Genomic DNA, 22,646 nt, shown 5'->3' with positions numbered 1-22,646 from the left:
AGCAAAACTGCGCAACGGTTTTGCGTCCGGAATTGCGTGAAAACAAAGAGATAGAGCGCTTCCGTGATTCGAAGAAAAACGGAAATGCTCTAGCCGCAAATGCTCGGCGGTGCCGATCGAATCACGCCGGACGGTTCGACTCCGGCAAACGAGGAGTGGTGATCATGGAAAGCTATTATGAGAACCGGCAACTGCCTCAACCGGTGATTCCAACCCTGCCACCGGTCCATCTGCTGAAGGGCCAGACTGCCCTTGTTACCGGTGCCAATTCCGGGATCGGTCGCGGGATCGCCCTTGCTCTGGGCAAGGCCGGAGCGAACGTGGTCGTCAATTACGTCACGGCACCAGAGGACGCCGCGCGGGTCGTCGACGAGATCCAGCTGGGCGGTGGGCGGGCGCTTGCGGTCGCGGCCGACGTCGCCAACGAGGCGCAAGTCGAGGCGATGTTCGCGACCGCCGTCGAGGAATTCGGCACGGTCGACGTGTTCGTCAACAATGCCGGACTTCAGAGGGATGCCCCCTTTCACGAGATGACGAGCGCCCAATGGGACACCGTCATGAACGTCAACCTCAAGGGGGCGTTTCTATGTTCGCGCGCGGCCGTCCGGGAGTTTCTCCGACGGGGCGTACGGCCCGATGTTTCCGTGGCAGCCGGCAAGATCGTGTTCATCAGCTCGGTCCATGAAGTCATCCCCTGGGCAGGACACGTGAACTATGCAGCGTCGAAAGGCGGACTGATGCTCCTTATGAAAAGCCTGGCCCAGGAGGTCGCCGAAAAGCGCATCCGCGTCAACAGCATCGCCCCAGGCGCCATTCGCACGCCGATCAATGCCAGCGCGTGGGAAACCTCGGAAGCCTACGCCGAGCTGATGAAGCTCATCCCGTACAAGCGCATCGGCGAGGCGGAGGAGATCGGCCGGACGGCGGTGTGGCTTGCGTCTGATTTCACCGACTACATCGTCGGCTCGACGATCTACGTCGACGGCGGAATGACGCTCTACCCCGGTTTCGAAACCGGCGGCTAGAGCATGATGCCGAAAAGTGTGATCGGTTTTCGGACGACATCATGCTCTCACTATATAATTTAGAACAGGATGATTTTAGGCCGACCCGGCCTAAAATCATCCTGTTCTAGCATCTCAGCCCGCTGCCAAAGTAAGTGCGTCATGCCGATATACTTTTCGCGTTGCTGGTCCGCGGCCACAGGACCACGGCAAACAGCAGCGCGTAGATCAAGGCTGCTGCGACATAGACGATGCGGGTGGCGAAGGATTCTGCAGCACTCCCCGGCAGAGGCGAGACCCCGAGGCCGAACAGGATCAGGAAGGTTGTCAGGGCGCCGGCAAAAACCGGGGCGTCCTTCGAGCGAGCAGCCGCGCGCCCTCCGATGAGGAGGACGACGACGAGAACGATGAGGAAGATCGAGAAAAGATTGGGACGCAGCGAGAGCGCGGCGTAGGCAATGGAGGCGACCACGCCGCCGAACAGATTGACGAGCACGAGCCCGATCGCCGTCCGCGCGCTCGCGGCAACGTCGAGCTGCCCAAGCAGCGACGCTACGGTGATCGGAATGACCGCCGCAGCGGTCAGGTTGTCGCTCGTCAGGCAGATCACGACGGAGCCCAGAAGGATGACCGTGTTTGCCAGCGCCCGACCCAAGGCCAGCGGCCGCTCGTCGATCGCCACCGCCTCAACCTCCGGGGAGAACGGCTCGGGAAAGACCGCATGGGCGAACCACATCAGAGCCGTGCCGGACAACACCCCGGCGACCAGGATGGACAGGATGGAATTGGCGAGCTCCTTGTTCAGGATGCCGAGCAGAGGCACGATGATCGAAACGACAAGCACTAGAAAGACGGCCGGTCCTCCCTTTCCCGTCGACTGTGCAGCGAAGCACGCAAAATAGGTCAGCCCCAGGATCAGCAGAAAGGGTGCCGGACGGGCGCCGAGCACGTTGGTCAGGACCATCATCGTCATCCCGGCGATCAGGATGATCATCGCCGCCCCGATGGTCTTGCCGAGCGGCATCGGCCGCGAGCTTCCGAGCAGAAACTGGGCGGCAAAGAGCGGACCGAGGAAGGGCACAATGGCCCCCGCATAGACTGCGAGCGTGAAGCCGATCGAGACCGCGAACGCAACCCGCAGCCCCTTGCGTTTCTGCTCCTCGACCGCGGGGCTCCTCTCAGCGGACATAGGTCAGCACCGACATGATGCGGATCCAGAGCGATCCCCAGGCATTGGTGACCGGGTTGTCGCCGGTGTAGATGACGACGGTCGCCTGCGAGCCGTAGCGTACGCCGCCCTTGGGCCGCTGCGCCTCCTCGATGATAAGCCGGACCGGAAACCGCTGCGGCTCCTGGACCCAGCCGCTATCGCTCCGGATCGTCGGCAATCCGGTGTTCGGGTCCGTGCTCCCTTGCGATACGCCGAAACCAACGCTCTCGACTTGCGCCGGAAACAACCGGCCGGGAAGCGCATCGAAAAGGACTTCCGCCCGGTTGCCGACTGCCACCTTCTCGAGACTGTTCTCCTTGAAGGCGGCGGTGATCCAGATCGTTCCGACATCGATAAAGGTCATGGCTGACTGTCCGGCCGACACGACCTTACCGGTTGTAAGTTGGAGGTTGGTCACGACCCCGGCCGAAGGTGCCTGAACGGTGGTCCGCACCAGATCGAGTCGTGCCTTTTCGAGCGCTGCCAGAGCTGCCCGGAGCTGCGGATTGTCATTTCCGCTCGGCCCGAGCTGCTCCTTGGCCTTGGCCAGCTCAGCCTCAGCACCGGTGACGGCCGCCTCTGACTGACCGAAAGCCGATTTGGTTGAATCAGCCCGCGCTTTGGAATACACGCCCCTCTTTTCCAGCTCTGCGGCGCGCGCGGCTTGTTCGCGAAGATTGTCTCGATCGACCTGGGCCGTTACGAGCTTTGCCTGCGCCGCATCGACAGCAGCCGTTGACGCGCCCATTGACTGGCCGACACTTGCAAGGCTCGCCTCGGCCTCACTGACCGCGAGTTCATAGCGCTCGGGATCGATACGAAAGAGAATCTGATTGGCCTCGACGCGCGAGTTGTCGGCGACGTCGACTTCCACCACCCGGCCGGTAACTTCGGGCGCGATGCCGACGATATAGGCTTGGACCTGAGCCTGCGAGGTCGATGGCGTGCGCCGCTCCATGAAGATGGAGAGGACGAACAGGACGAGCGCCAGGAGGAGGACGATGAGTGCTATCCTGCGGAGTGGATTCCGAGGCGTTGGGGAAATGGCAGGCTCGTCCAAGTTTTCGGAAACCACGGCAATATCCTTCGGAGGCGTTTCGTTTCGTGGAAGCGCAAAGTTTCAGCGCCGGACATTTGTCGCGATGGTCGTTACCGGGCGATGGAACGCAAGTAGGTAACCGTAACATACGCCTCGCGATGGCTTGCCGCGTGCTTAGTCTCGCCTCGTCAGCGAGCGGTTGGCGGTACCGAGGCGTCAAGCGCGCCCTCTATCTCCTTGGAGAGTTCGGCGATCAGATCCTGGTATTCGACGACGCGCTCGTCGCGTTTCGGATCGGTTGAGACGTTCCATTTCCGCAGCGCCGATTGGGCGTCGGCAAAGTCCCTGCAGATTTCCCGAAAGTCCTCACTGCGGGCAGAGAGATCGTCGATCGCCTTGATCCTGGCTGGAAACTGCCGACGGACTGCGGTCACGCCTTCGTCCATGGTCCACTCCTTACCGGCATTCGAGACGTCGCCACTGCAACGTGTGCCAGATCCCGATCTTCATGGACGGCAATCGGTTCGTGGAGTATGTTACCGTAACATACGGTCTGGCAGTGATGTGACTCCACGGGGGATTGGGGACAGACATGCAGACATCGACACCAGCAGAGGGGTCTGCTGCATCCATTTCTTCAAGGCCGGCGCCTCAAGCCGACGATATCAGCGAGCAACTGGAACGTGTCGTCTCCAGCCCTGAATTTCCAGGCGTCGGTCGCGCGGCAGCGTTTCTCCGCTATGTCGTCTCGGAAACTCTCGAGGGTCGGGGCAGCCGGATCAAAGCCTATTCGATCGCGATCGAGGTGTTTGGCCGGGATCCCGGCTTCACCCAGGACGACCCGGTGGTCAGGATCGAGGCCGGACGGCTGCGGCGGTCGCTCGAGCGCTATTATCTCGTTGCCGGGCAGCATGACCCGGTCAGGATCGACATCCCCAAGGGCGGATATGTTCCAACCTTCGCCTGGTCCTGCCCGGCGTCAGTCGACATTGGAGACGAAGACGCTGGCGAAACATCACCCTTTGAGGTTCGCCCCGGACGCTGGTGGCGCGCAAGGCGGGTCTTGTTGCCGGGTGCTGCTGCGCTCGCTGCAGTGGCTATTTCGCTCTATTGGATCGGGGCGCGGTCTCCCGCTCCGTCGCTCGAACGCGTTGCAAGCCTGTCGCCCGATCGGCCGGCCCTCGTCGTGGCCCCGTTTGCCAATCTCGGCGAAGGGCCGGAGGCACAGCTCTACACAGCTGGCCTGACTGAGGAGTTGATGACCATCCTGCCACGGTTCAAGGAGATCAAGGTCTTCGGCCGCGAAACGTCCAAGTCCCTCCCAGCGGATGTGGGCGCATCGGAGATCCGGGCCGAATTCGGCGCGCGTTATCTCCTTGCCGGCGGGGTACGCACGTCGGGCAAGCGCCTTCGTGTGACGGCGAGGCTGCTCGATACGTCGGACGGCGAAATCCTCTGGTCGGAGAACTATGACAATGATCTCGCATCGGGAGACCTGTTTGCGATCCAGACGGATGTCGCCAGAAAGGTCGCGACCGCCATCGCCCAGCCCTACGGGGTCATGGCACAGGTCGACGCCGCCAGTCCGCCGCCGAATGATCTCGGTGCGTATGAGTGCACTTTGCGCTTCTATGCCTATCGTTCCGAACTGAGCGCCGAAGCGCATGCGCGCGTCCGGGATTGCCTCGAGGCCGCGGTCGCGCGGTTTCCGAGCTACGCGACCGCCTGGGCAATGCTGTCGATCGTCTATCTCGATGAGGACCGCTACAAATTCAATCCGACACCCGGCCTGGATTCGGCCATACAGCGTGCACTCGATGCCGCCAGGCGCGCAACCCAGATCGATCCAAGCAATACGCGCGGGCTCCAAGCACTAATGACGGCGCTGTTCTTCGACAGGCAGCTCGCTGAATCACTGCGCGTGGGCGAGCAGGCGCTCGCCACCAACCCCAATGACACCGAACTGATGGGCGAGTTCGGAACCCGGCTTGCGATCGGCGGCCAGTGGCAGCGCGGAGCAACCCTGCTGGACCAGGCTATCGCCCTCAATCCGGGCAGCGGCGGCTTCTACCACGGAACGCGAGCCCTGGCCGCCTATATGCTCCGCGACAACCACACCGCCGTGCTGGAGATCAGGCAGGCGAACATGCAGAAGTTCCCTCTCTTCCATGTTGTCGCCGCCATCATCTACGCAGAGGCTGGAATGATGGACGACGCCCGCCGGGAAGGAGAGGTGTTCGTCAGCATACGACCTGACTTCCTGCCGAACGTTGTAACGGAACTCGCAATGCGCAACATGCAGCCCCAAGATCGCGACCGTCTGATCGAAGGACTTCGCAAGGCGGGGATGACGGTGCCCGATCCCGATGCGATCGCGTCGACCGCCGCCACCTCGGACCTGCAACCCCGCTGATACTGTCTTCCCGACCGTAACATACCCGATCATACGGGCACGCCATCTCGTCTTCGCATAGTCTGGCCTCAGTGCCGACTTCGACCGCCGCGGCGTGCAGCGTCGGGGCCTGTACCAATTTGACAGGGCTATGAGGAACGCCGGTGAGCACAGCAAAATGTCGTGACGGCCGAATTCAACCAAGCCTTTCCCCGGGTTTGAAATGGATCTCGGCTCTGCTGCTGCTCTGCATATTAGCCGGATGCGGAGGCCACCCGAAGAACGTCCTCGTCCCGGTTGCCGATAGCGCGCCGAACGCCACCAAGGTCGGCATGCTCGTGACCACGACGCGCAGCCGCTCCACGATCCAAGGCGAAATGTTCACAGGCGAGCGCGCACTCGCCCCGGCCTTTGCCGATATCACCGTATCCATCCCGCCTGCGAACGTCCGCAAGATCGGCGAAGTCGCCTGGCCGAGAAGGCTTCCATCCAACCCGGCCACCGACTTTGCGACCTTGAAAGCCGAGGAGATCACGCGCGACGACGCCAAGAAATGGCTGAGCGCCTCTGTCAGGAAGAGCCGCGACCGCAGCGTGCTGGTGTTCATCCACGGCTTCAACAACCGTTTCGAAGATTCCGTCTATCGCTTCGCTCAGATCGTCAAGGATTCCGGCGTGCACAGCGCGCCCGTGTTGGTGACATGGCCGTCGCGCGGCAGTCTGCTCGCCTATGGCTATGACAGGGAGAGCACCAACTACACGCGCAACGCATTGGAGACGCTCTTCCAGTATCTCGCGAGGGATCCTGAGGTGAAGGAAGTCTCGATCCTGGCGCATTCGATGGGGAACTGGCTGGCGCTGGAAGCGCTTCGCCAGATGGCGATCCGCAACGGCCGCCTCCCTGCCAAGTTCAAGAATGTCATGCTGGCTTCGCCCGACGTCGATGTCGATGTCTTCCGCCAGCAGATCGTCGACATGGGCAAGCAGCATCCGAATTTCACTTTGTTCGTTTCGCGAGACGATCGCGCGCTCGCGGTATCGCGCAGGGTATGGGGCGACGTCGCCAGACTCGGCGCCATCGATCCCGAGCAGGCCCCCTTCAAGAAGGAACTGGCCGACAACCAGATCACGGTCATCGACCTCACCAAGGTCAAGGCGGGCGACAGGCTGAACCACGGAAAATTCGCCGAATCGCCCGAGGTCGTTCAGCTCATCGGCGCGCGGATTTCCGACGGCCAGACGCTGACCGACAGCAGGGTCGGGCTCGGGGACAAGATCCTCGCCGCGACAACGAGCACAGCGGCGGCGGCGGGCAGCGCAGCCGGCCTGATCCTTGCCGCCCCGGTCGCCGTCGTCGATGCCGACACCAGAGATAATTACGCCGGCCAGGTCAGCGGCCTCACGGGTCCTGTGGGTACGCGACCGAAGGCGTCCGAGTGCACTGCCGCGGGCCGATCGAAGGAAACATGCAGGCAATAGCGCTTCAGCAACCGGCAACAGCTTCATCGAGATTAGGATAGACGATGCCTTTACTTTCCAAGATCCGCATGGTCAGGCCGCTTCTCATCGGAGCCACCCTGGTATCCATTCTCCTTTGTGCCTCCATTGCCGTGGCGCAGAGCGCGACGCCTGCCAGCCCGCAGCCTGAAAGTGTCCGGCGCTTTATCGGCATGTTCTCGGATCCGGATGTCCAGCGCTTCCTGCAGCAGCAATCGGAAGCAGCCCGGGTCGTCACGGAACCGCCTGTCGCAACGCCGAATGCCGACCCTTCGTTCTCGGAATTTGCGATGCGGCTCCGTGTCCATGTTTCCAGCCTTCTCGGAGCTATCAAATCCTTTCCCTCCGAGACGATGCGTGGCGCGGCCATGCTCCAAGGCGACGTCCAGGCGAACGGCGGAACGCGGCCGATCTTCCTGGTCGCGGCCTTCGTCGCAGTCGGGCTGGCTGCGCAATGGCTGTTCTGGTGGATCAGCGCCGGCTGGCGTTCGTGGATGACGCGCGCGCCCTTCGCCACAGTTCGCCAGAGGGTGATCGCACTGGCCGCGAGGCTTCTGTGGGCGGCATGTTTCGTCCTGTCGTTCGGGCTCGGCAGCATCGGATTCTTCCTCTTGTTCCAATGGCCGCCGATCGTTCGGGAAATCGTCGTCGGCTACCTCTTTGCGATCGTCGTCTTCCGTCTGGCGAGCGCCCTTTTCGACGTGCTTCTGGCACCGCGAGCAGAGGAGGAAGGCCGGTTTCGTGTCATACCGATCACCAAGGATGCCGCCGGCCATTGGGCGAAACGCCTCGGCTATCTCGTCGGCTGGTATGCCTTTGGCTGGGTGACGATCCGCTTGCTCGGTACACACGGTTTTTCCGTCCCGGCGCGGCAACTCGTGGCCTATGCCCTAGGCCTCGTGCTCCTCGTCATCGGCATCGAAGCTGTCTGGAGACGTCCGTCCGGATTGACGGCCGGCCGGGCCAGCCGCATCGGCCTGCGGGCGCGGAACTGGCTCTGGACGGTTTACTTCGTTGCCGTCTGGCTGCTGTGGGTGGTGGGTGCGATGAGGCTGTTCTGGATCGCGGTGGTCTGTGCCGCACTGCCCGGCGCTATCGCCCTCACCAAGGCGTCTATCGACAATATCCTGCGCTCTTCCCAAGACGAAGAGGACGGCCATAAGAGAGGCACCGTCGTCTCGGTGATCGTCGAGCGCGGCATCAGGGCGGCACTGATCGTCGGCGCCATCATTCTGCTGGCCAACGCCCTGGATATCAGGCTGACGCAGATGACGATGCAGGATTCGCCGCTTCTGCGCCTTGTGCGCGGCCTCCTCAGCGCCGGCATCATTCTGCTCGTCGTCGACCTCGCCTGGAGCGTTGTGAAAGTGCTGATCGATCGCAAGCTCGGCGACACCGAAGCCGTCCTCGAAGTCGGCAGCGAACGGGAGCGGCGGCGCACACGTCTCAGAACGCTGCTGCCGATCCTTCGCAATGTCCTCATGATCCTCTTCGTCGCCGTCGCGATCATGATGGCACTGTCGTCGCTCGGCGTGGAGATCGGCCCGTTGATCGCCGGCGCCGGCGTGGTCGGCGTTGCGATCGGTTTCGGCGCACAGACAGTGGTCAAGGACGTCATCAGCGGGATGTTCTACCTGCTCGACGACGCTTTCCGGGTGGGCGAATATATCCAGAGCGGCAGCTACAAAGGCACCGTCGAATCCTTCAGCCTGCGATCCGTCAAGCTCAGGCACCACCGCGGCGCGGTCTATATCGTCCCCTTCAGCGAGCTCGGTGCCGTGCAGAACATGAGCCGCGACTGGGTGATCGAGAAAATGACGATCACCGTCACCTACGATTCCGACATCGAGAAAGCCCGCAAGATCATCAAGAAGATTGGCCAGGAACTGTTCGAGGACCCTGAGTTCAAACCGACGACGCTCGAGCCGCTGAAGATGCAGGGGATCGACAGCCTTGGCGACTCCGGCCTGCTCCTGCGCATGAAGGTCATGACGCTTCCCGGCCAGCAGTTCACGCTGAAGCGTCGGGCTCTGCGGATGATCCATGAGGCGTTCAACGAAAACGGCATCAAGCTCGCCGTGCCGACCGTTCAGGTCTCCGGCGGCAAGGACGACGCTGTTGCAGCCGCTGCCCAGCAGACGCTCGCAGCACACAACGCGGCCGGTGCCGCAAACCCGGCCTGAGGGCGGCATCTTCGAGGAAATGAACGACACACGAGAACAATGGGAGGAAATGAAATGAAGATCCTGGTCATCCTGTCGCACATGCTTGCGACCCTTGCGGTCATGATGACGGTCTGCGCGCCCGTCCTCGTTCCCGTAACGGCCGAAGCCGCCCGTCGTGGCGTGGCGGCATGTGGTCCGAGAGGCTGCGGTGCCGCGGCCTGCGGACCGCGGGGATGCGCTGCAGTCGGAAGCACCCGCCCCGTCGTTCGCCCGCCTGTCCGGCGCGGCGTCGTCGTCGTCACCCCTCGCCGCTACTGGCGTCCGGGCACCGCCATCGCCGCAGGTGCTGCCATCGGCTTCGTCGCCGGAGCTGCCGCCGTGTCCTTGGCAGGCACGCCGCCGCAATCCGGTCAATGCTGGTATTACACCTCGCCCGCCAAGACGACGGGCTTCTGGGACGAGTGCCCGCGCTGAGTGCTCGCAGAAAAACTGACGAGTTCGTTTGGTTCTCTTCGTCTCGATTTCCGCATCACAAATTTAGAGGGCACGTTTCATGGATTTCACAGTCATCGATGCCGCACTCGTCGGAAAACTTCTCCTGCTGCTTCTGATCGGCATGGGGCCGAAGATTGCCCTGGTGCCGTTTCTGGAAAAGACCCACGCCTTCGATACCCAAACCAAGGTGCGCATCGGCCGCCAGATGGTCCAGATCGCCGTGGTCACGGCCCTGATCCTATTTGCCACCGGCGCTCTGCTGATGCGGCTTCTCCACATCACGGGCGGCGCCGTCGCCGTCGCCGGTGGCATCATCCTCGCGCTGATCGCGATCAAGATGGCATCAGGACCGACAGAGAAGTCGCATGACGATATTGCGGCGCCCGTCGATCCCGACAAGCTGGCCGTATTTCCGCTTGCGGTCCCTTACCTGCTCAATCCTGTCGGCATTACGGTCATCATCATCGCCTCCGGCGAAGTCGTCTCGATCGCCAGCGCGATACTTGTCATCGGCCTTATCCTGATCGTCGGCGCATTGGACTATCTGGTGTTCACCAACATCGACAAGCTCGCCAAGCGTATGAAGCCAGTCACTATGATCGTCTCGGAGGTCGTCTTCGGCATTCTGCTGACCGCAGTCGCAGTCCAGCTGATCGTCGCCGGACTTGGCAATCTCGGGATCATCACCCCGGCCGCTGTGCATTAGATTCGGCATCATGCCCGCCTACGGATTTGTGATCCCTTGCGCGGAAAGCCTGGGGGTCTATTCCTGAGACATAGGTAACACTTTTGAGCCGAAAGGGTTCGGCAGTGGTTCCAGTCTACTTGGCGTATTTCTCGGGTCGTCTCGCGCTATCAGGAATCAGCAATTTCATCCTTCGGAGTAGGGCAGTCCGTCGGAAACTGGACGCAGGCCCCCATTCCGCCTCGTTGCGAACAAGGTAGACCCACTTGGCATCGCCGGCAGGTTTTGTCGGACCGCTGGCGCGCGTGCAGGCGAGGAAGTTTTCCAGCCTGGCCGCCGCGTGCCCCACCGGCCATCACGAGAGCGGCTCAACTGACCTCCTCGAGCCCTTCGTAAAAGCATCGTGCAGGAAGCAGCGTGGCTTGGCGAAGACAGCAGTCTCATCAATGCGGTCGCTCCCTCGCCCTGGTCCAGCCGCCGCCGATCCTATTGCTCGGCCGATCTCAGCACCCCTACAAGGATTCGACCGTCGGTGAAGTACGGATCGCCGCCGCCGTTGCGACCATCTTTTGTCGCACCGACGCCTGCGCGCTCGTAGGTCATGGAGATCTGCCCGGCGGCCTTGAGGTCGCCGATCACCAGTTCGCGCTCGGCATCGAGATCGGGTCCGATATGGTGGGTGATCTGCCCGGTGTCGTGGCTGACACCGACGCCGCGGTCGAAGCTGGCGGAGCCCAGCCACAGAGGCTGGCCGTCGGCGCCGACGGTCGCCGTTTGCCAGAGGCGTATGTGGTGGCGCTCGTCCGCGCTTCGCCCGACAGGCTTTTCGAAAGCCAGATCCTGCTTCCGGCCGTCGAAGAACAGCGGGCTGACGGGTGCATCGAGATCCGGCCGATCAAGCGCCACGCTCAGGCCGATTTCGACCGACGAGAGTAATGTTATCCTGTCGGCGGGATCCCAGCCCGAGGCGGCGAAGGCCTTAATCACCTGCTGCTTCGGGCCGACGACGCCGACGTTGATCGGGTCGCCCGGAATGTCGTCGCCGGTCGTGGTGACCATCCGGCTGAGATCGGCAACAGTGCTCCGGTCGCGGAAGATCCAAAGCTCCGGCATGACCAGGTAGCAGACGAGCAGATAGGCCACGAAGACGGCGGCAAGAACGCCCACAGCCGACTTCCATCTGCCTCGACTGCTTCTCCCCTGTTCCATTGCAATGTGCCGCTCCCGACTTCAGTAACAGGGCGGATACGGATAGTAGCCGCACGGGGGGTGATAGTAGTATGGCGCGGAGGCCGCCGCAGCACCGATGGCCGCGCCCGTCGCGACCGCGGCGCCGTAGCGGGCCGCCGGGTGCGCATACCAGCCGCCATGAAAGCCGACCGCACCCACGCCGACCACGCCGACGCGCCCCATTCCGGCGCGCGCCACGAACATGTCGATGAAAAGCGAAGCCGGGCCATTGGCCTTTGCGAGTTCGCCCTCGAGAACCTGGACGTCAAAGGTCAGCGTGCCGCCATCCAGCTTTGGCTTGGTCAGGACCACGACCGCGTCTTCCACAGCGGTGCCATCGCTGCTCATGACGGAGATCGTCGCGTTCGGCGGGTCGACCGCGAAGCTGTCCTTGCCCTCGTCCCATTCCTTGATGAACTCGGTCGTGAGCACGTGTCCGGCCGATCGTACGGGACGATCGGCGAACACGATGGAGTTTGGAGTGACGCCCGTCATGGTCAGTTTGCCGTCGACCAGCGTCGCCCCGCCGGAATTGAGGACGGCAAGCGACGGCACCATCTTCGTGGCCGTGGTCGCTCCAATGGTCTTGGCGGCGGGTGCCGTGATCGCGTCTTCGGCCTGCGCCGCTCCTGCGAACGACACGAGGCAGGCAGCGACGGCGCTGATCCGAATATGGCGTTTCATGGAGAATTCTCCTTTTTGCTACTTCACGAGACCGAGGTTCACCAGCTGGACGCGCCGATTGTCGGCGGCCTGCGGGTTTGCCGGATCCACGAGCCACTCCTCGCCGACGCCGATGGCGAACAGACGGTCCGGGGCGATGGCGAATGTTGTCGACAACGCCTCCGTGATTGCGTTCGCCCGCTTCTGGCTGAGGTCCAGATTGTGCTTGGCGTCGCCCGTCGAGCTCGTGTGTCCGACGACAAGGAACTTGTAGCGCCGCAGGTTCGGATGATGCAGGGCGTCGGCGATCATGCCGACGGTGCGATAGGATTTCGGTTCGATGGCGATGGAGTCGTTCTCGAAGTCGATCTCGACGATGAGCTGCGACAGCTTCGAAAGTTTCTGCCAGTCGGGAAGCGCAGCGACGCCCTTGCCTGCACTCGCCGCCGCTTCTTCCATAAGCAACGCAATGTCGATGCCGGGAGCCCCTCCCTGCAATCTGCCGAGCGTGCGCACCACCTGCGGACCGCTCAGTTCCTGGGCGAACGAGTGGCCGGGTGCCAGCAGCAGCCCGGCGGCAAATATCGTCGCAAGTCGAAAGCTCTTCATGATCCTGTGTCCCTTCAACATCGTTCAGCGCCAGCCGGCGTCGATGATCGCCTGGCCGCACTGGCCTTCGTTCACGCGCGTCGCCTTGTTCAGGCAGGAAAGAATGTTTCCCTCGCCCACCACGCCACTGCAGAACTGCGCGACATAGTGCTTGCACATCGCGGTGAACGACGACTGGGCGGCAAGGCGCTGCTCGATCGAGGTGGTGACGCTCGCCAGTGTCGAGGTGCAGGTCGGCGAGACTTTTGCGGCATGGGATTCGAGGCAGTTCTGGATGCGGCCGCTCCCGAGGTTCAGGCCCTTGCAGAACTTCTTGATGTCGGATCCGCAGTCGTTGGCGAGCGTGCTCACCGCGTCGGCAAAGCTGATGGTGTCGGCACGGGCCGCACCGCTGAGCGCCAGGAACGCGACCAGCGCCCCTCCTAACAGTCTGGTTCTCGTCGACATGCTACCCCCATCGTGAACGATTGATCGTCGGAGAAACTCTCCGCACGCATCTGGTGCGCTTTCGGGGGTGAGAAGGGAAGTATGTTACAGTTACACGGACCGTAGGAGACGGCGTTCAACGCGTCGCCGCAGCGATGGATGTGGAAGCTACTCGCTGCGCTCTGGCGGCCGACGCTCCATCGCCTTCCCGAAGCGATCCAGTTCGAGCGAGTAGCAGAATAGTCCGAACAGCGTCGCCGCGACATACAGGCTCTTCACGAACGCCTGGGCGAGCGGCGGAAAGGCGTCGAGTTCCGGCAGATGCCTGAAGAAAACGGCCGAGAAGAGCGCACCGCCGAAGAAGAAACTCACCCGGCTGGCGAAGAAGAGCAGATGCGCCACGAAGACACTGTGAAACGGCGACGTGACCGGCACCCATTTCAACCGTGTCCAGTAACAGCAATGAAGCAGAGCGGCGCTGGCAACAATCCCGACCTGGTCCGAGAGAGCGAGCATCTGCCGTTCACCGAGGTGGGTGACCAAGCCCTGAAAGATGGGGAACACGATCCAGAACAGGATCAAGGCCGCAGCGGTCTGAGCTGCGAGGAGACCCATGTAGATCCATGGTGCCGACGGCCCTGATCTTGACTTCAAGCTCCGCCTCCCAATGCAGTCCTGCAGATCGTTGGTACGGAGAGAACACGAGCCAGAAGGCACAGGCCGCCGTGGCTGATGCCGACGACGGTCTCATGCGCGGTGTAACTGTCCTGACAATGCCGATCCGACACAGCAGTCGGATCGGCATAGGAGGTGAACCCAGCGGGAGGACGGGCGCCTGTGGCGCGGCGATCCGTTCATCGCGTATTCTAGCGTCACTCGACCGGTTCGAACTCGCCCGGCTTCCAGGTCTTGTCGAACCATGGCTCCAGGGGCCCGTAGAGGCGAAGAAGGACGTTCCAACCCTTGCCCGGCACTGTCTGGACCCAGTTGGCCTCATGGCCTTTCGGCGCCGTCGGACCGAACCAGACGTCGACCGACGAGTCCGCGTTGATCACGATGTCTTTCTTGTCGCTCCCGATGCTGGGGAATTGCCGGTCCGTCTGCAGCATCGAACGGGTCTGATTGTCATACGCCACGAACGACCAGAATTCCTTTGCAGGAATGTTGGGCGGCATGTGAATCTTATAGGTCTTGCCGCCATCGAACGGCTTGCCGTCCTTGTCGGTCGTGGCGCCGGCATATTGCGAACCGATGCCGACGCGCTTTATCGCCATCGCCGGCGTGATGCCCGTCGCGTAGTAATGGAACAGGACGCGGGCATCCAGATAGCGAACGCCGGGCTGCAGCAGAAACTCGTAGCTGCCGCCGACAAAGCCGGTGAACCAGGCGCTGTTCGGATAATAATAGGCGTCCTTCATGCGCGTCTTGAAGGTGATGGTGCGCGCCGTCGCATTGCCGACGGCCACGGCTTCGGTGAGGATCTTCTTCATCCGCGCATCGGGCGCGAAGGCTTTGCCCTTTACGATGCCGATGGAGGCGAGTTGTCCCAGCACTTCCGGATGATAGGCTTCGTTCGGCTCGTACTGGACGATGTCGTTCACTTCCTCGTAGAAATGGAAATTATTGGCATGGATCGTATTGAATTCCTTGCCCGAGACGTTGACGATCTTCATCGGCGGAGGATTGTCGGCTTCCGAAAGCGGATAGACTTTGGCAAATTTCCTGGTGTTTTCGACGGCCGTCGTCGTGCTGCCGTTTTCGAGGAAGCCGCGCCAGAAGAACAGGTTCCCGTAGGTCGAGGACCGCAATACGTGATAACCCTCGGGGACCACGCCCTCGTAGTCCGGCGGCAAGAGCAGGTATTTTCCACCCTTACCCTTGTCCGGGCCGGCATTACCGACATCGCCGACATATTGGAACCAGTGGTTGTCGATCATGCCCAGGATGTTGGGCGGCGTCTCGATGACCAGCGGACCCGCCTTGGTGTCGAGCCACATGAGATTGTAGATGCTTTCGGTGTTGCCGGTCAGGAACAGCGAATGCGAATCCATGAGATTTTCGAATATCAGAATGGTTTGGTTGTTGTCGGCGCCCTGGCCGGCCAGTCCAACCCGAAGGGCTTCGACCGAAGCGCCGGGCATCGCATTGAGAAAAGCATCGACGCCGCGCATGAAATCGAGATTGTCATAGATCTTTTCCGAAGTGGCGTCGTCCGGAAAGCCGTCGAAAAAGTTCAGCTTGCCAATCCTGGTGTCGACGCTCTCCGGCGTGACGATCGAATCCGGTATCGGCGTCGCCATCTTCATCTTCGGTGCTTCGGCGTACGCGGCCCCCCAGCCCATCAGCAGCACCGCGGCAGTAGCGTAAACCTGTCTCGTCGCGCGTTTCATTGCTCTCTCCTTGTCGACCGCCCCGTCGATCGTTTTTCATGAGGTCGCCAATCTGTGTGCATTCGGCGGCGCGCGGGGAAGTATGTTACCGTTACACGACCGTAGCTTACCGCGAGCCGCCCCCGCGGCTTCGGCTAGAACTTCACCGCCAGTCGTGTGAAGATGCCGTGCTGGGTGGCGTCGTACTGGAAGCCACCGTCCTCGTAGTCGGTGTAGAGGGCCTTGTAGCCGAGAGACGAAGCGAGAGTGTCCGTCCAGTTGTAGCCGACCGTCGCGGTGCCCTGCAGCGTGATGTCCGAGGCGACGCCGAAGCCGCCGACGTCGGCCATGACGTCCACGAACCATTTGTTGTAGACGTCATAATGCATGGTGAGCCCGACGATCGGATCGGCCCAGCTTTGCGAACCGCTGCGGTCGATCGCCGGGAAGAACACGGGGTCGATCCCGAGTTCCACCTTGTTGTGCTGGTAGCGAAGTCCGCCCGTCGCGTAGAGCTGCATGTTCGCGACGTTGACCGGCAGCTCGTAGCCGACAAGGGCCGTCGCGACGATCTGCGTCTGCTCGAAGTCGGCCGTTCCGCCGAAGGGGCCGAAGTCGGCGTCGGTCGAAATCTTGGCCCACATGACATCCGTATAGAGAAGCCAGCTATCGCCTGCTGCTTGAAAGGATCCTGCGAACACGCCGTCCAGATCCTCGAGCACGTCCAGAGGCGAGACGTCGACCGCCGCCGCCGGAAGGCCGCGCACGCCGATGTCGCCATTCAAACCTGCCAGCCAGCCGTCGATCGTGAACTGGAACTTCCATTCGCTGTCGACGACGACCGGTCGAGGTTCCGACATGTCTGCGGCGGCCGCGGGTGCAGCCGCCAGTGCCAGAGCCAACCCGCAATAGACACTTTTCATTTCAATCATTCAGTAGTCCCCGTCTCCCGTGGCTCTGGCGATCACCGGAAATGATTCGCGGCGCAAGGGATAACTGATCACGCCGGAAGCACCCGTATGTTACCGTATCCGTCTGTTCCCGCGGACTATTGGCGTGACCATTTCTGCGACTCGCAGACGACCTTCATCACGCAGCCTTTGAGGGTGACGGTGTCGCCGGAGACGCTTATGGTGCCGTCGTAGGTCTTCTTCGCGTCGGGATCGGTGATCTTGCCGGAATAGCTGCCGCCGCTGCCTTCGAACGCGCCGATCTTCTCGCCGGTATGCTTGCCGCTCTTCAGTGTGATGCAGAAACCGCCGCCGCACGGCTCGATCGCAGCGGTGTCGCCGAGCGTCGTTTTCCAGTTTCCGACGATCGGCTCGGCTGCGCTCGCCAGTCCGGTCGACATCAGCAGCACAGTGACGGAGATCAGGATGGGTTTCACGGTAAGGTCCTCGCATGGGTAGCCCGCCACCGGGCCGATGACCGAATGGATCACACATGCGCTGCCGACCGCAAGAAACTCGCGGTGTGTTACTGTAACCTACATGGTGCCGGCCCGGTTCTGTGTCATCTTCACGACGACGACGCATGCGCCCCCCGCGTCGCCTGGCCGGGAGCCGATGCAATGGAATACGACACGGAGTTCGCTAAGCGCAGGTTTCCCGAGCAGACGCTGGAGATCGAAGCGCTTGCCTCCCGCAGTGAAAGCTTCCGGGAACTGTGTAACGACTTTTCCATCGCCGACCAGCTCGTGCGGGAATGGCAGTCGTCTACGGCTCCGGAGCGGGACGCACGTTATGCCGAGGCGCTGGAACTCATGGACGGCCTCGCCGCGGAAATCCACACCATGCTGGACTTTGCCAAGGTCGTTCCATTCCCGGTCGCCAGATGAACGCCCGCTCCGCATCATCGACACTTCGGCGGCTACGGAAAAGGAACAACATGCCTCGACCGATGGCGATCGTCCTCATCCTCCTGGTCGCCGTTATCGTAGCGGCTTTGACAGCCTGGAGTTCCCTCGCCCTATGGTATCGCCTACCCCTGCCTGATGGCGGGCGGGCGATCGGCACTGGCGTCTTCCTCGTCTACGGTCTCTTCACTGTGGCGGCGCTTGCCAGCCGGCAGCGCATCCGAGCCCTCGTTTCGTTCTCAATCGTCTTCGTGCTGGTTCTCTTCTGGTGGAACTCGATCAAGCCGGAAGCCGACGCTGCATGGGCGCCGGATGTCGCCCGCCAGGTCACGGGTCGTGTCGAGGGAAATTTGCTGACCTTGACCGATGTCCGGGACTTCGAGTGGCGAAGCAATTCCGACTTTACGGAGCGCTGGACGACACGAACCTACGATGTGAGCAAGGTTAGGACGGTCGACCTGTTCATGTCATACTGGGCGGGGCCGAAGATCGCGCATGTCATCTTCAGCTTCGGCTTCGAAGGCGGCGAACAGCTCGCCTGGTCTATCGAGGTTCGCCATAAGGTCGGCGGCGGATTTTCTCCCCTTGCCGACCTCTTCAAGAACGACCCGCTGGTGGTTGTTGCCGCGGACGAACGTGACGTCGTCGGGGTCCGCTCCAACGTGCGTGGCGAGGACGTCCAGATCTACCGGCTGAGAGCCAGTCCCGAGCAGTCGCGGAACCTGCTGCTCGAGTACGTCGCCGAGGCCAACGCGCTCGCCCGGACGCCGCAGTTCTACAACTCGATCACGACGAACTGCACGACGACCGTCGCCAAGCTGATGCGGATCGCAGGAGACAAGGTGCCGTTCGACTGGCGGCTGATCGTCAACGGTTATCTTCCCGACTATGCCTATGACCGGGGGGCCATCGACACGTCGATGCCGCTCGTCCGCCTGCGGGAGATTGCCAAGATCGACGTGCGGGCGCGGGCGGACGGATTGTCGCCCGACTTCTCGAAGGCGATCCGCCTCGGCGTGCCCTTCCCGGTCGCCGTCGCTAGGCCGTAACGTACAGTAACATACGAAGGGAATCGCGATGATTGAGGCATGGTCCGGCCTGTCAGGAATTCGCTAGGCGAAGTTTCGATTATGCCCTTAACCAGGACCAAACTCATGAACCTCATCAAGCACTTTCAGAACGCCGCGACGGCTGCGGCCCTCCTGATGATGGTGGCCGCGCCGATGCTCGCTCCGACCCCGGCCGAAGCCCGCCGTGCGGTCGTCGGCTGCGGAGCGAGAGGATGTGCTGCCGTCGGCAATCGCGGCGCCGTTGTGGTCCCTCGCGCGCCCGTCAGGCGCGGTGTCGTCGTCGTGAATCCTCGCCGCTATTGGCCCGCCGGGGGTGCGATCGCGGCTGGAGCCGCCATCGGCTTCATCGCGGGCGCCGCGGCGGCCTCGGTCGCCGGGACGCCGCCGCGGTCCGGCATGTGCTGGTACTATACGGATAGCACCAAGAAGACGGGTTTCTGGGATGTCTGTCCACGATAGCGCGCAACGATCGGCATTAGCATCTAGCGCGTCGATCGATTTGAACAGACAGAGGTGATGCAGCCGGAATGCGGATGGGGGACTTGAGCTTGTTTGGTTCGTTGACTGCCGGTCATATCCGACGACTTCTTCCATGCCTCGCGCTGGTCGTGCTCGCAGGCTGCGGCGGACATCCGAAGAACGTGCTGTCCCCTGTTGCGGACACCATGCCGGATACCAGTCGCGTCGATATGCTGGTCGCGACCACGCGCGCCCGATCGACTGTTTCCGGCGAGATGTTCACGGGCGAGCGCGCCCGGACGCCGTCCTTCGCGCAGATGAGAGTTTCACTGCCCAAGGTCCGCAACGAGGGCGACGTCGCCTGGCCAAGGAAGCTGCCTTCCAATCCGAAGACCGACTTCGCCACGCTGAAGGCCGACGAGCTCAGTATCGAGGGGGCGAAAGACTGGCTGAACGCCTCGGTCAAAAGGAACCGCGACCACAGCGTCCTGGTCTTCATCCACGGCTTCAACAACCGCTTCGAGGACAGCGTCTACCGCTTCGCTCAGATCGTCCACGATTCCAATGTCCACAGCACGCCGGTCCTTGTGACCTGGCCATCGCGCGGCAGCCTGCTCGCCTACGGTTATGACCGCGAGAGCACCAACTACACGCGCAACGCGCTCGAGACGCTGTTCCAGTATCTCGCCAAAGACGGCACCGTGAAGGAAGTCAACGTGCTGGCCCACTCGATGGGCAATTGGCTGGCGTTGGAAGCGCTCCGGCAGATGGCGATCCGCAACGGCCGTCTTCCGGCGAAGTTCAAGAACGTCATGCTCGCCGCTCCGGACGTCGACGTGGACGTCTTCCGGTCGCAGATCGAGGACATGGGCGACCCTCATCCGCAGTTCACGCTCTTCGTCTCGCAAGACGACAAAGCGCTTGCCTTCTCACGGCGGGTCTGGGGCAACATCCCGCGGCTCGGTTCGATCGATCCGGAAACCGCACCGTACAAGACCGAACTCGCCGACTACAAGGTCTCGGTGATCGATCTGACCAAGATCAAGGTCAGCGACGACCTCAATCACAGCAAGTTCGCGGAATCGCCTGAAGTCGTCCAGCTCATCGGCGCGCGGCTGTCCGAAGGGCAGACGCTGACCGACAGCCGGGTCGGCCTCGGCGACACGATCCTTGCAGGGACGACGCATGTGGCGGCGGCGGCCGGAAGCGCCGCGGGCCTCATCCTGACCGCCCCCGTTGCGGTGCTCGACGCCGATACTCGCAGCAACTACGCCAATCATGTCGGCGGTCTGACCGGACAAGACGGCGGGACGCAGAAGATCGCGGTCAAGAACTGCGCGGCGACGCCGGCCGACCCGGCCTGCCGGAAGCAGCGATAGCAGGAGGTGCCGGCTTGAGTTCGCCACGCCTGGCACCCTCGTCTTCATAGCCCGTTCGGGGCCTCGTTCATCGGCGTCATCGCCCGTAACCGGTTGCCCGGCCCCTACGTGATCCGCCTTGAAACTTCTTTCAGCTAGACGAAGGGCTCTTCGGGGGTTAGGTTGCATAAGGGGATTTTAATACAAGCTTTAACTGTCGCGCATATGTGTGACGAGGGGGAGGATGCAATGCAGACCTCGGTGCCTTTGCCTGACGATCGGGCCGAGCGCTCCTGTCCGACCCATGAGGAGGTCAGGGCGCAGCTTGAACGGATTCTCTCCAGCCGCGAGTTTCCCAGTGCCGGACGTGGCGCTGCTTTCTTAAAATATGTCACCGAGGAGACGCTTGCAGGCCGGGCACAGCGTCTCAAGGCGTATTCGATCGCCATCGAAGTGTTCAACCGAAGCGCGGGCTTCTCTCAGGAAGATCCCGTCGTTCGCATCGAGGCGGGACGTCTGCGCCGGGTCATCGAACGCTACTATCTCGTTGCAGGCCAGCGCGATCCGATCCGCATCGACATCCCCAAGGGCGGCTACGTGCCGACCTTTACGTGGAATGACGCGCCGATAGAAGCGGCCGGGGATGCGCCGCCGAACGAAGACGTCGCCGAGCGCCGGGTTCTCGCGTGGCGGCGTCTCGCCTGGCCGGTGCTGGCCGTGATCGTGGCATTCGTCTGCGCGGGCCTAGGGTATTACGCCGGCGTTCTGACAGGCCCTGCCATCGGTCGTTCCGCCGGGCGGGTTCCGGGCGAGCCGACCCTTGTGATCGCGCCCTTCGCGGACCTGGGCGACGGCCCCCACGCTGCACGCTATGCCGCCGGGCTGACCGAAGAGCTTCTAACCGCCCTTCCCCGCTTCAAGGAGATTACCGTCTTCGGCCGCGAGACATCGAAGGCACTGCCACCAGGCGTCGAGCCGTCGCAGGTGCGCGAGGGACTTGGCGCGCACTACCTTCTCGCGGGTGGTGTCCGCGTCGCGGGCGACAAGATCCGCGTGACCGTGCGTCTCGTCGACACCTCCGAAGGATCCATCCTGTGGTCGCAGGACTACGACGAAAACCTGGACACGCACGAACTCTTCGTCATTCAGACGGATGTCGCGAGCAAGGTGGCGACGGCTATCGCCCAGCCATACGGCATCATAGCGAGATCGTTGGCGGCCAACCCGCCGCCGGACGATGTCGGCGTCCATGACTGCACGCTGCGCTTCTACGCCTACCGCGAGGAGCTGAACCCGGAAACGCATCTGATCGCGCGCGACTGTCTTCAGAACGCTGTCTCGCGTTTCCCCGGCTATGCGACCGCTTGGTCGATGCTCTCGTTCATCCATCTCGACGAGGGCCGGTTCGAGTTCAATCCACAGAGCGACAAGGGATCCGCGATGGAGCGAGCGCTGGGTTCGGCGCGACGGGCGGTCTCGCTCGAACCCGACAACACGCGCGCCCTGCAGGCGCTGATGACGGCTCTATTCTTCAACAACGAGACGAAAGAAGCCTTCGAAGTCGGCGAAGCGGCGCTCGCCGCCAACCCGAACGACACCGAGTTCCTCGGGGAACTCGGAACGCGCGTCGCGTTCTCGGGTCAATGGAAGCGCGGCGCGGAACTGCTGGATCGTGCGATCGAGCTCAATCCAGGCGGAGCCGGATATTACTTCGGGACGCGCGCCCTGATCGCCTGCATGCTCGACGATCATGAGATGGCGGTGCGGCTGATCCGTAAAGCCGACCTGCAGAAATTTCCGCTCTTCCATGGCGTTGCGGCGGTCATCTACTCCGAAGCCGGGCTGCTGGCGGAAGCGAAGCGCGAGGGCGAGGTGTTCATGAAAATGCGCCCCGACTATCTGCCCAACATCGTGGTCGAGAACCGGAAGAGAAACCTGCCGCCGAAGGACAGCATGCGCATGATCGCAGCGCTGCGACGCGCTGGACTGCCAGTGCCTAGCGCGACGGATGTCGAGGCCGAGTTCAGGCTTTCCGACGCCTATACGGCCAGCGGGACCCGTACGCTACAGTAACATACGTTTCTTCTTCCTGCTCGTTTCGTCATTCTTCCGGCGCATGAT

The 22,646-nt window shown here is 62.4% G+C and carries 22 protein-coding genes; 11 read left to right on the top strand and 11 right to left on the bottom strand.

Annotation, left to right across the window (positions count from 1 at the left end; translation table 11 throughout):
• Nucleotides 1-164 precede the first annotated feature (164 nt).
• Nucleotides 165-1,025 carry an SDR family oxidoreductase gene (locus tag GFM02_RS10665; RefSeq protein ID WP_168321688.1) on the top strand — a complete coding sequence of 287 codons (861 nt, stop codon included), beginning with the start codon at nucleotides 165-167 and terminating at the stop codon, nucleotides 1,023-1,025.
• Between the two features lie 139 nt (nucleotides 1,026-1,164).
• On the opposite strand, the gene GFM02_RS10660 is transcribed toward GFM02_RS10665, so the two are convergent.
• The 3 genes from GFM02_RS10660 to GFM02_RS10650 form a co-directional block, all read right to left on the bottom strand.
• Nucleotides 1,165-2,193 (bottom strand): DUF2955 domain-containing protein, encoded by a 1,029-nt coding sequence (locus GFM02_RS10660; RefSeq protein ID WP_168321632.1) that lies wholly within the window; start codon nucleotides 2,191-2,193, stop codon nucleotides 1,165-1,167.
• The gene (locus GFM02_RS10655; protein ID WP_168321631.1) at nucleotides 2,183-3,289 is read right to left on the bottom strand and encodes an efflux RND transporter periplasmic adaptor subunit; all 1,107 of its coding nucleotides are present in this window, start codon (nucleotides 3,287-3,289) and stop codon (nucleotides 2,183-2,185) included. The genes GFM02_RS10660 and GFM02_RS10655 overlap by 11 nt, the downstream gene beginning before the upstream one ends.
• A gap of 152 nt (nucleotides 3,290-3,441) precedes the next feature.
• A complete protein-coding gene (locus GFM02_RS10650) occupies nucleotides 3,442-3,699 on the bottom strand; it encodes a hypothetical protein (RefSeq protein WP_168321630.1) in 258 nt (85 codons plus the stop codon).
• Nucleotides 3,700-3,845: 146 nt separating this feature from the next.
• On the opposite strand from GFM02_RS10650, the gene GFM02_RS10645 reads away from it, so the two are divergent.
• From GFM02_RS10645 to GFM02_RS10625, 5 genes are all read left to right on the top strand, one after another.
• Nucleotides 3,846-5,666, top strand: coding sequence for an adenylate cyclase (locus tag GFM02_RS10645; protein ID WP_168321629.1), 1,821 nt, complete (start codon nucleotides 3,846-3,848; stop codon nucleotides 5,664-5,666).
• Between the two features lie 143 nt (nucleotides 5,667-5,809).
• Complete coding sequence (locus GFM02_RS10640) at nucleotides 5,810-7,123, top strand: alpha/beta fold hydrolase (protein WP_168321628.1); 1,314 nt, start codon at nucleotides 5,810-5,812, stop codon at nucleotides 7,121-7,123.
• A 44-nt stretch (nucleotides 7,124-7,167) separates the two neighbouring features.
• Nucleotides 7,168-9,324: a mechanosensitive ion channel family protein gene (locus GFM02_RS10635; RefSeq protein ID WP_168269973.1), complete on the top strand. Its 2,157-nt coding sequence runs from the start codon at nucleotides 7,168-7,170 to the stop codon at nucleotides 9,322-9,324.
• 54 nt (nucleotides 9,325-9,378) lie between these two features.
• Nucleotides 9,379-9,780 (top strand): hypothetical protein, encoded by a 402-nt coding sequence (locus GFM02_RS10630; protein ID WP_168269975.1) that lies wholly within the window; start codon nucleotides 9,379-9,381, stop codon nucleotides 9,778-9,780.
• 79 nt (nucleotides 9,781-9,859) lie between these two features.
• Nucleotides 9,860-10,507 (top strand): MarC family protein, encoded by a 648-nt coding sequence (locus tag GFM02_RS10625; protein WP_168321627.1) that lies wholly within the window; start codon nucleotides 9,860-9,862, stop codon nucleotides 10,505-10,507.
• A gap of 465 nt (nucleotides 10,508-10,972) precedes the next feature.
• On the opposite strand, the gene GFM02_RS10620 is transcribed toward GFM02_RS10625, so the two are convergent.
• The 8 genes from GFM02_RS10620 to GFM02_RS10585 all read right to left on the bottom strand — a co-directional run bounded on the left by GFM02_RS10620 (nucleotide 10,973) and on the right by GFM02_RS10585 (nucleotide 17,134).
• Nucleotides 10,973-11,695 (bottom strand): LssY C-terminal domain-containing protein, encoded by a 723-nt coding sequence (locus GFM02_RS10620; protein ID WP_168321626.1) that lies wholly within the window; start codon nucleotides 11,693-11,695, stop codon nucleotides 10,973-10,975.
• 21 nt (nucleotides 11,696-11,716) lie between these two features.
• The gene (locus tag GFM02_RS10615) at nucleotides 11,717-12,400 is read right to left on the bottom strand and encodes a hypothetical protein (protein WP_168321625.1); all 684 of its coding nucleotides are present in this window, start codon (nucleotides 12,398-12,400) and stop codon (nucleotides 11,717-11,719) included.
• Between the two features lie 18 nt (nucleotides 12,401-12,418).
• Nucleotides 12,419-12,988 (bottom strand): OmpA family protein, encoded by a 570-nt coding sequence (locus GFM02_RS10610; RefSeq protein ID WP_168321624.1) that lies wholly within the window; start codon nucleotides 12,986-12,988, stop codon nucleotides 12,419-12,421.
• A gap of 24 nt (nucleotides 12,989-13,012) precedes the next feature.
• Nucleotides 13,013-13,435: a cysteine rich repeat-containing protein gene (locus GFM02_RS10605; protein ID WP_072637511.1), complete on the bottom strand. Its 423-nt coding sequence runs from the start codon at nucleotides 13,433-13,435 to the stop codon at nucleotides 13,013-13,015.
• A gap of 147 nt (nucleotides 13,436-13,582) precedes the next feature.
• The gene (locus tag GFM02_RS10600; RefSeq protein WP_246792173.1) at nucleotides 13,583-14,068 is read right to left on the bottom strand and encodes a hypothetical protein; all 486 of its coding nucleotides are present in this window, start codon (nucleotides 14,066-14,068) and stop codon (nucleotides 13,583-13,585) included.
• A 218-nt stretch (nucleotides 14,069-14,286) separates the two neighbouring features.
• A complete protein-coding gene (locus tag GFM02_RS10595; protein ID WP_168321623.1) occupies nucleotides 14,287-15,804 on the bottom strand; it encodes a DUF1254 domain-containing protein in 1,518 nt (505 codons plus the stop codon).
• 134 nt (nucleotides 15,805-15,938) lie between these two features.
• Complete coding sequence (locus tag GFM02_RS10590) at nucleotides 15,939-16,715, bottom strand: hypothetical protein (RefSeq protein ID WP_168321622.1); 777 nt, start codon at nucleotides 16,713-16,715, stop codon at nucleotides 15,939-15,941.
• A gap of 116 nt (nucleotides 16,716-16,831) precedes the next feature.
• Nucleotides 16,832-17,134, bottom strand: a complete 303-nt coding sequence (locus GFM02_RS10585; RefSeq protein WP_062940606.1) for a DUF2147 domain-containing protein — start codon at nucleotides 17,132-17,134, stop codon at nucleotides 16,832-16,834.
• A 219-nt stretch (nucleotides 17,135-17,353) separates the two neighbouring features.
• Here GFM02_RS10585 and GFM02_RS10580 point away from each other — a divergent pair, with 219 nt between their 5' ends.
• From GFM02_RS10580 to GFM02_RS10560, 5 genes are all read left to right on the top strand, one after another.
• On the top strand, nucleotides 17,354-17,620 hold the full coding sequence (locus GFM02_RS10580) for a hypothetical protein (protein ID WP_020050386.1): 267 nt from the start codon (nucleotides 17,354-17,356) through the stop codon (nucleotides 17,618-17,620).
• A gap of 50 nt (nucleotides 17,621-17,670) precedes the next feature.
• Nucleotides 17,671-18,687, top strand: a complete 1,017-nt coding sequence (locus GFM02_RS10575; RefSeq protein ID WP_168321621.1) for an Lnb N-terminal periplasmic domain-containing protein — start codon at nucleotides 17,671-17,673, stop codon at nucleotides 18,685-18,687.
• A gap of 105 nt (nucleotides 18,688-18,792) precedes the next feature.
• Complete coding sequence (locus tag GFM02_RS10570) at nucleotides 18,793-19,167, top strand: hypothetical protein (RefSeq protein ID WP_168321686.1); 375 nt, start codon at nucleotides 18,793-18,795, stop codon at nucleotides 19,165-19,167.
• Nucleotides 19,168-19,241: 74 nt separating this feature from the next.
• Nucleotides 19,242-20,546 (top strand): alpha/beta hydrolase, encoded by a 1,305-nt coding sequence (locus GFM02_RS10565; RefSeq protein WP_432444445.1) that lies wholly within the window; start codon nucleotides 19,242-19,244, stop codon nucleotides 20,544-20,546.
• A 228-nt stretch (nucleotides 20,547-20,774) separates the two neighbouring features.
• Entirely contained in the window at nucleotides 20,775-22,598 is a 1,824-nt protein-coding gene (locus GFM02_RS10560; RefSeq protein WP_168321620.1) for an adenylate cyclase, read from the top strand.
• The last annotated feature ends 48 nt before the right edge of the window (nucleotides 22,599-22,646 follow it).

Origin of the sequence: Rhizobium leguminosarum bv. viciae, assembly GCF_012276115.1 — a bacterium.
In the GTDB taxonomy this organism is placed as follows: domain Bacteria; phylum Pseudomonadota; class Alphaproteobacteria; order Rhizobiales; family Rhizobiaceae; genus Rhizobium; species Rhizobium leguminosarum_T.
The sequence above is the reverse complement of the archived record's forward strand: the minus strand, read 5'-3'. Positions and strand labels throughout refer to the sequence as shown.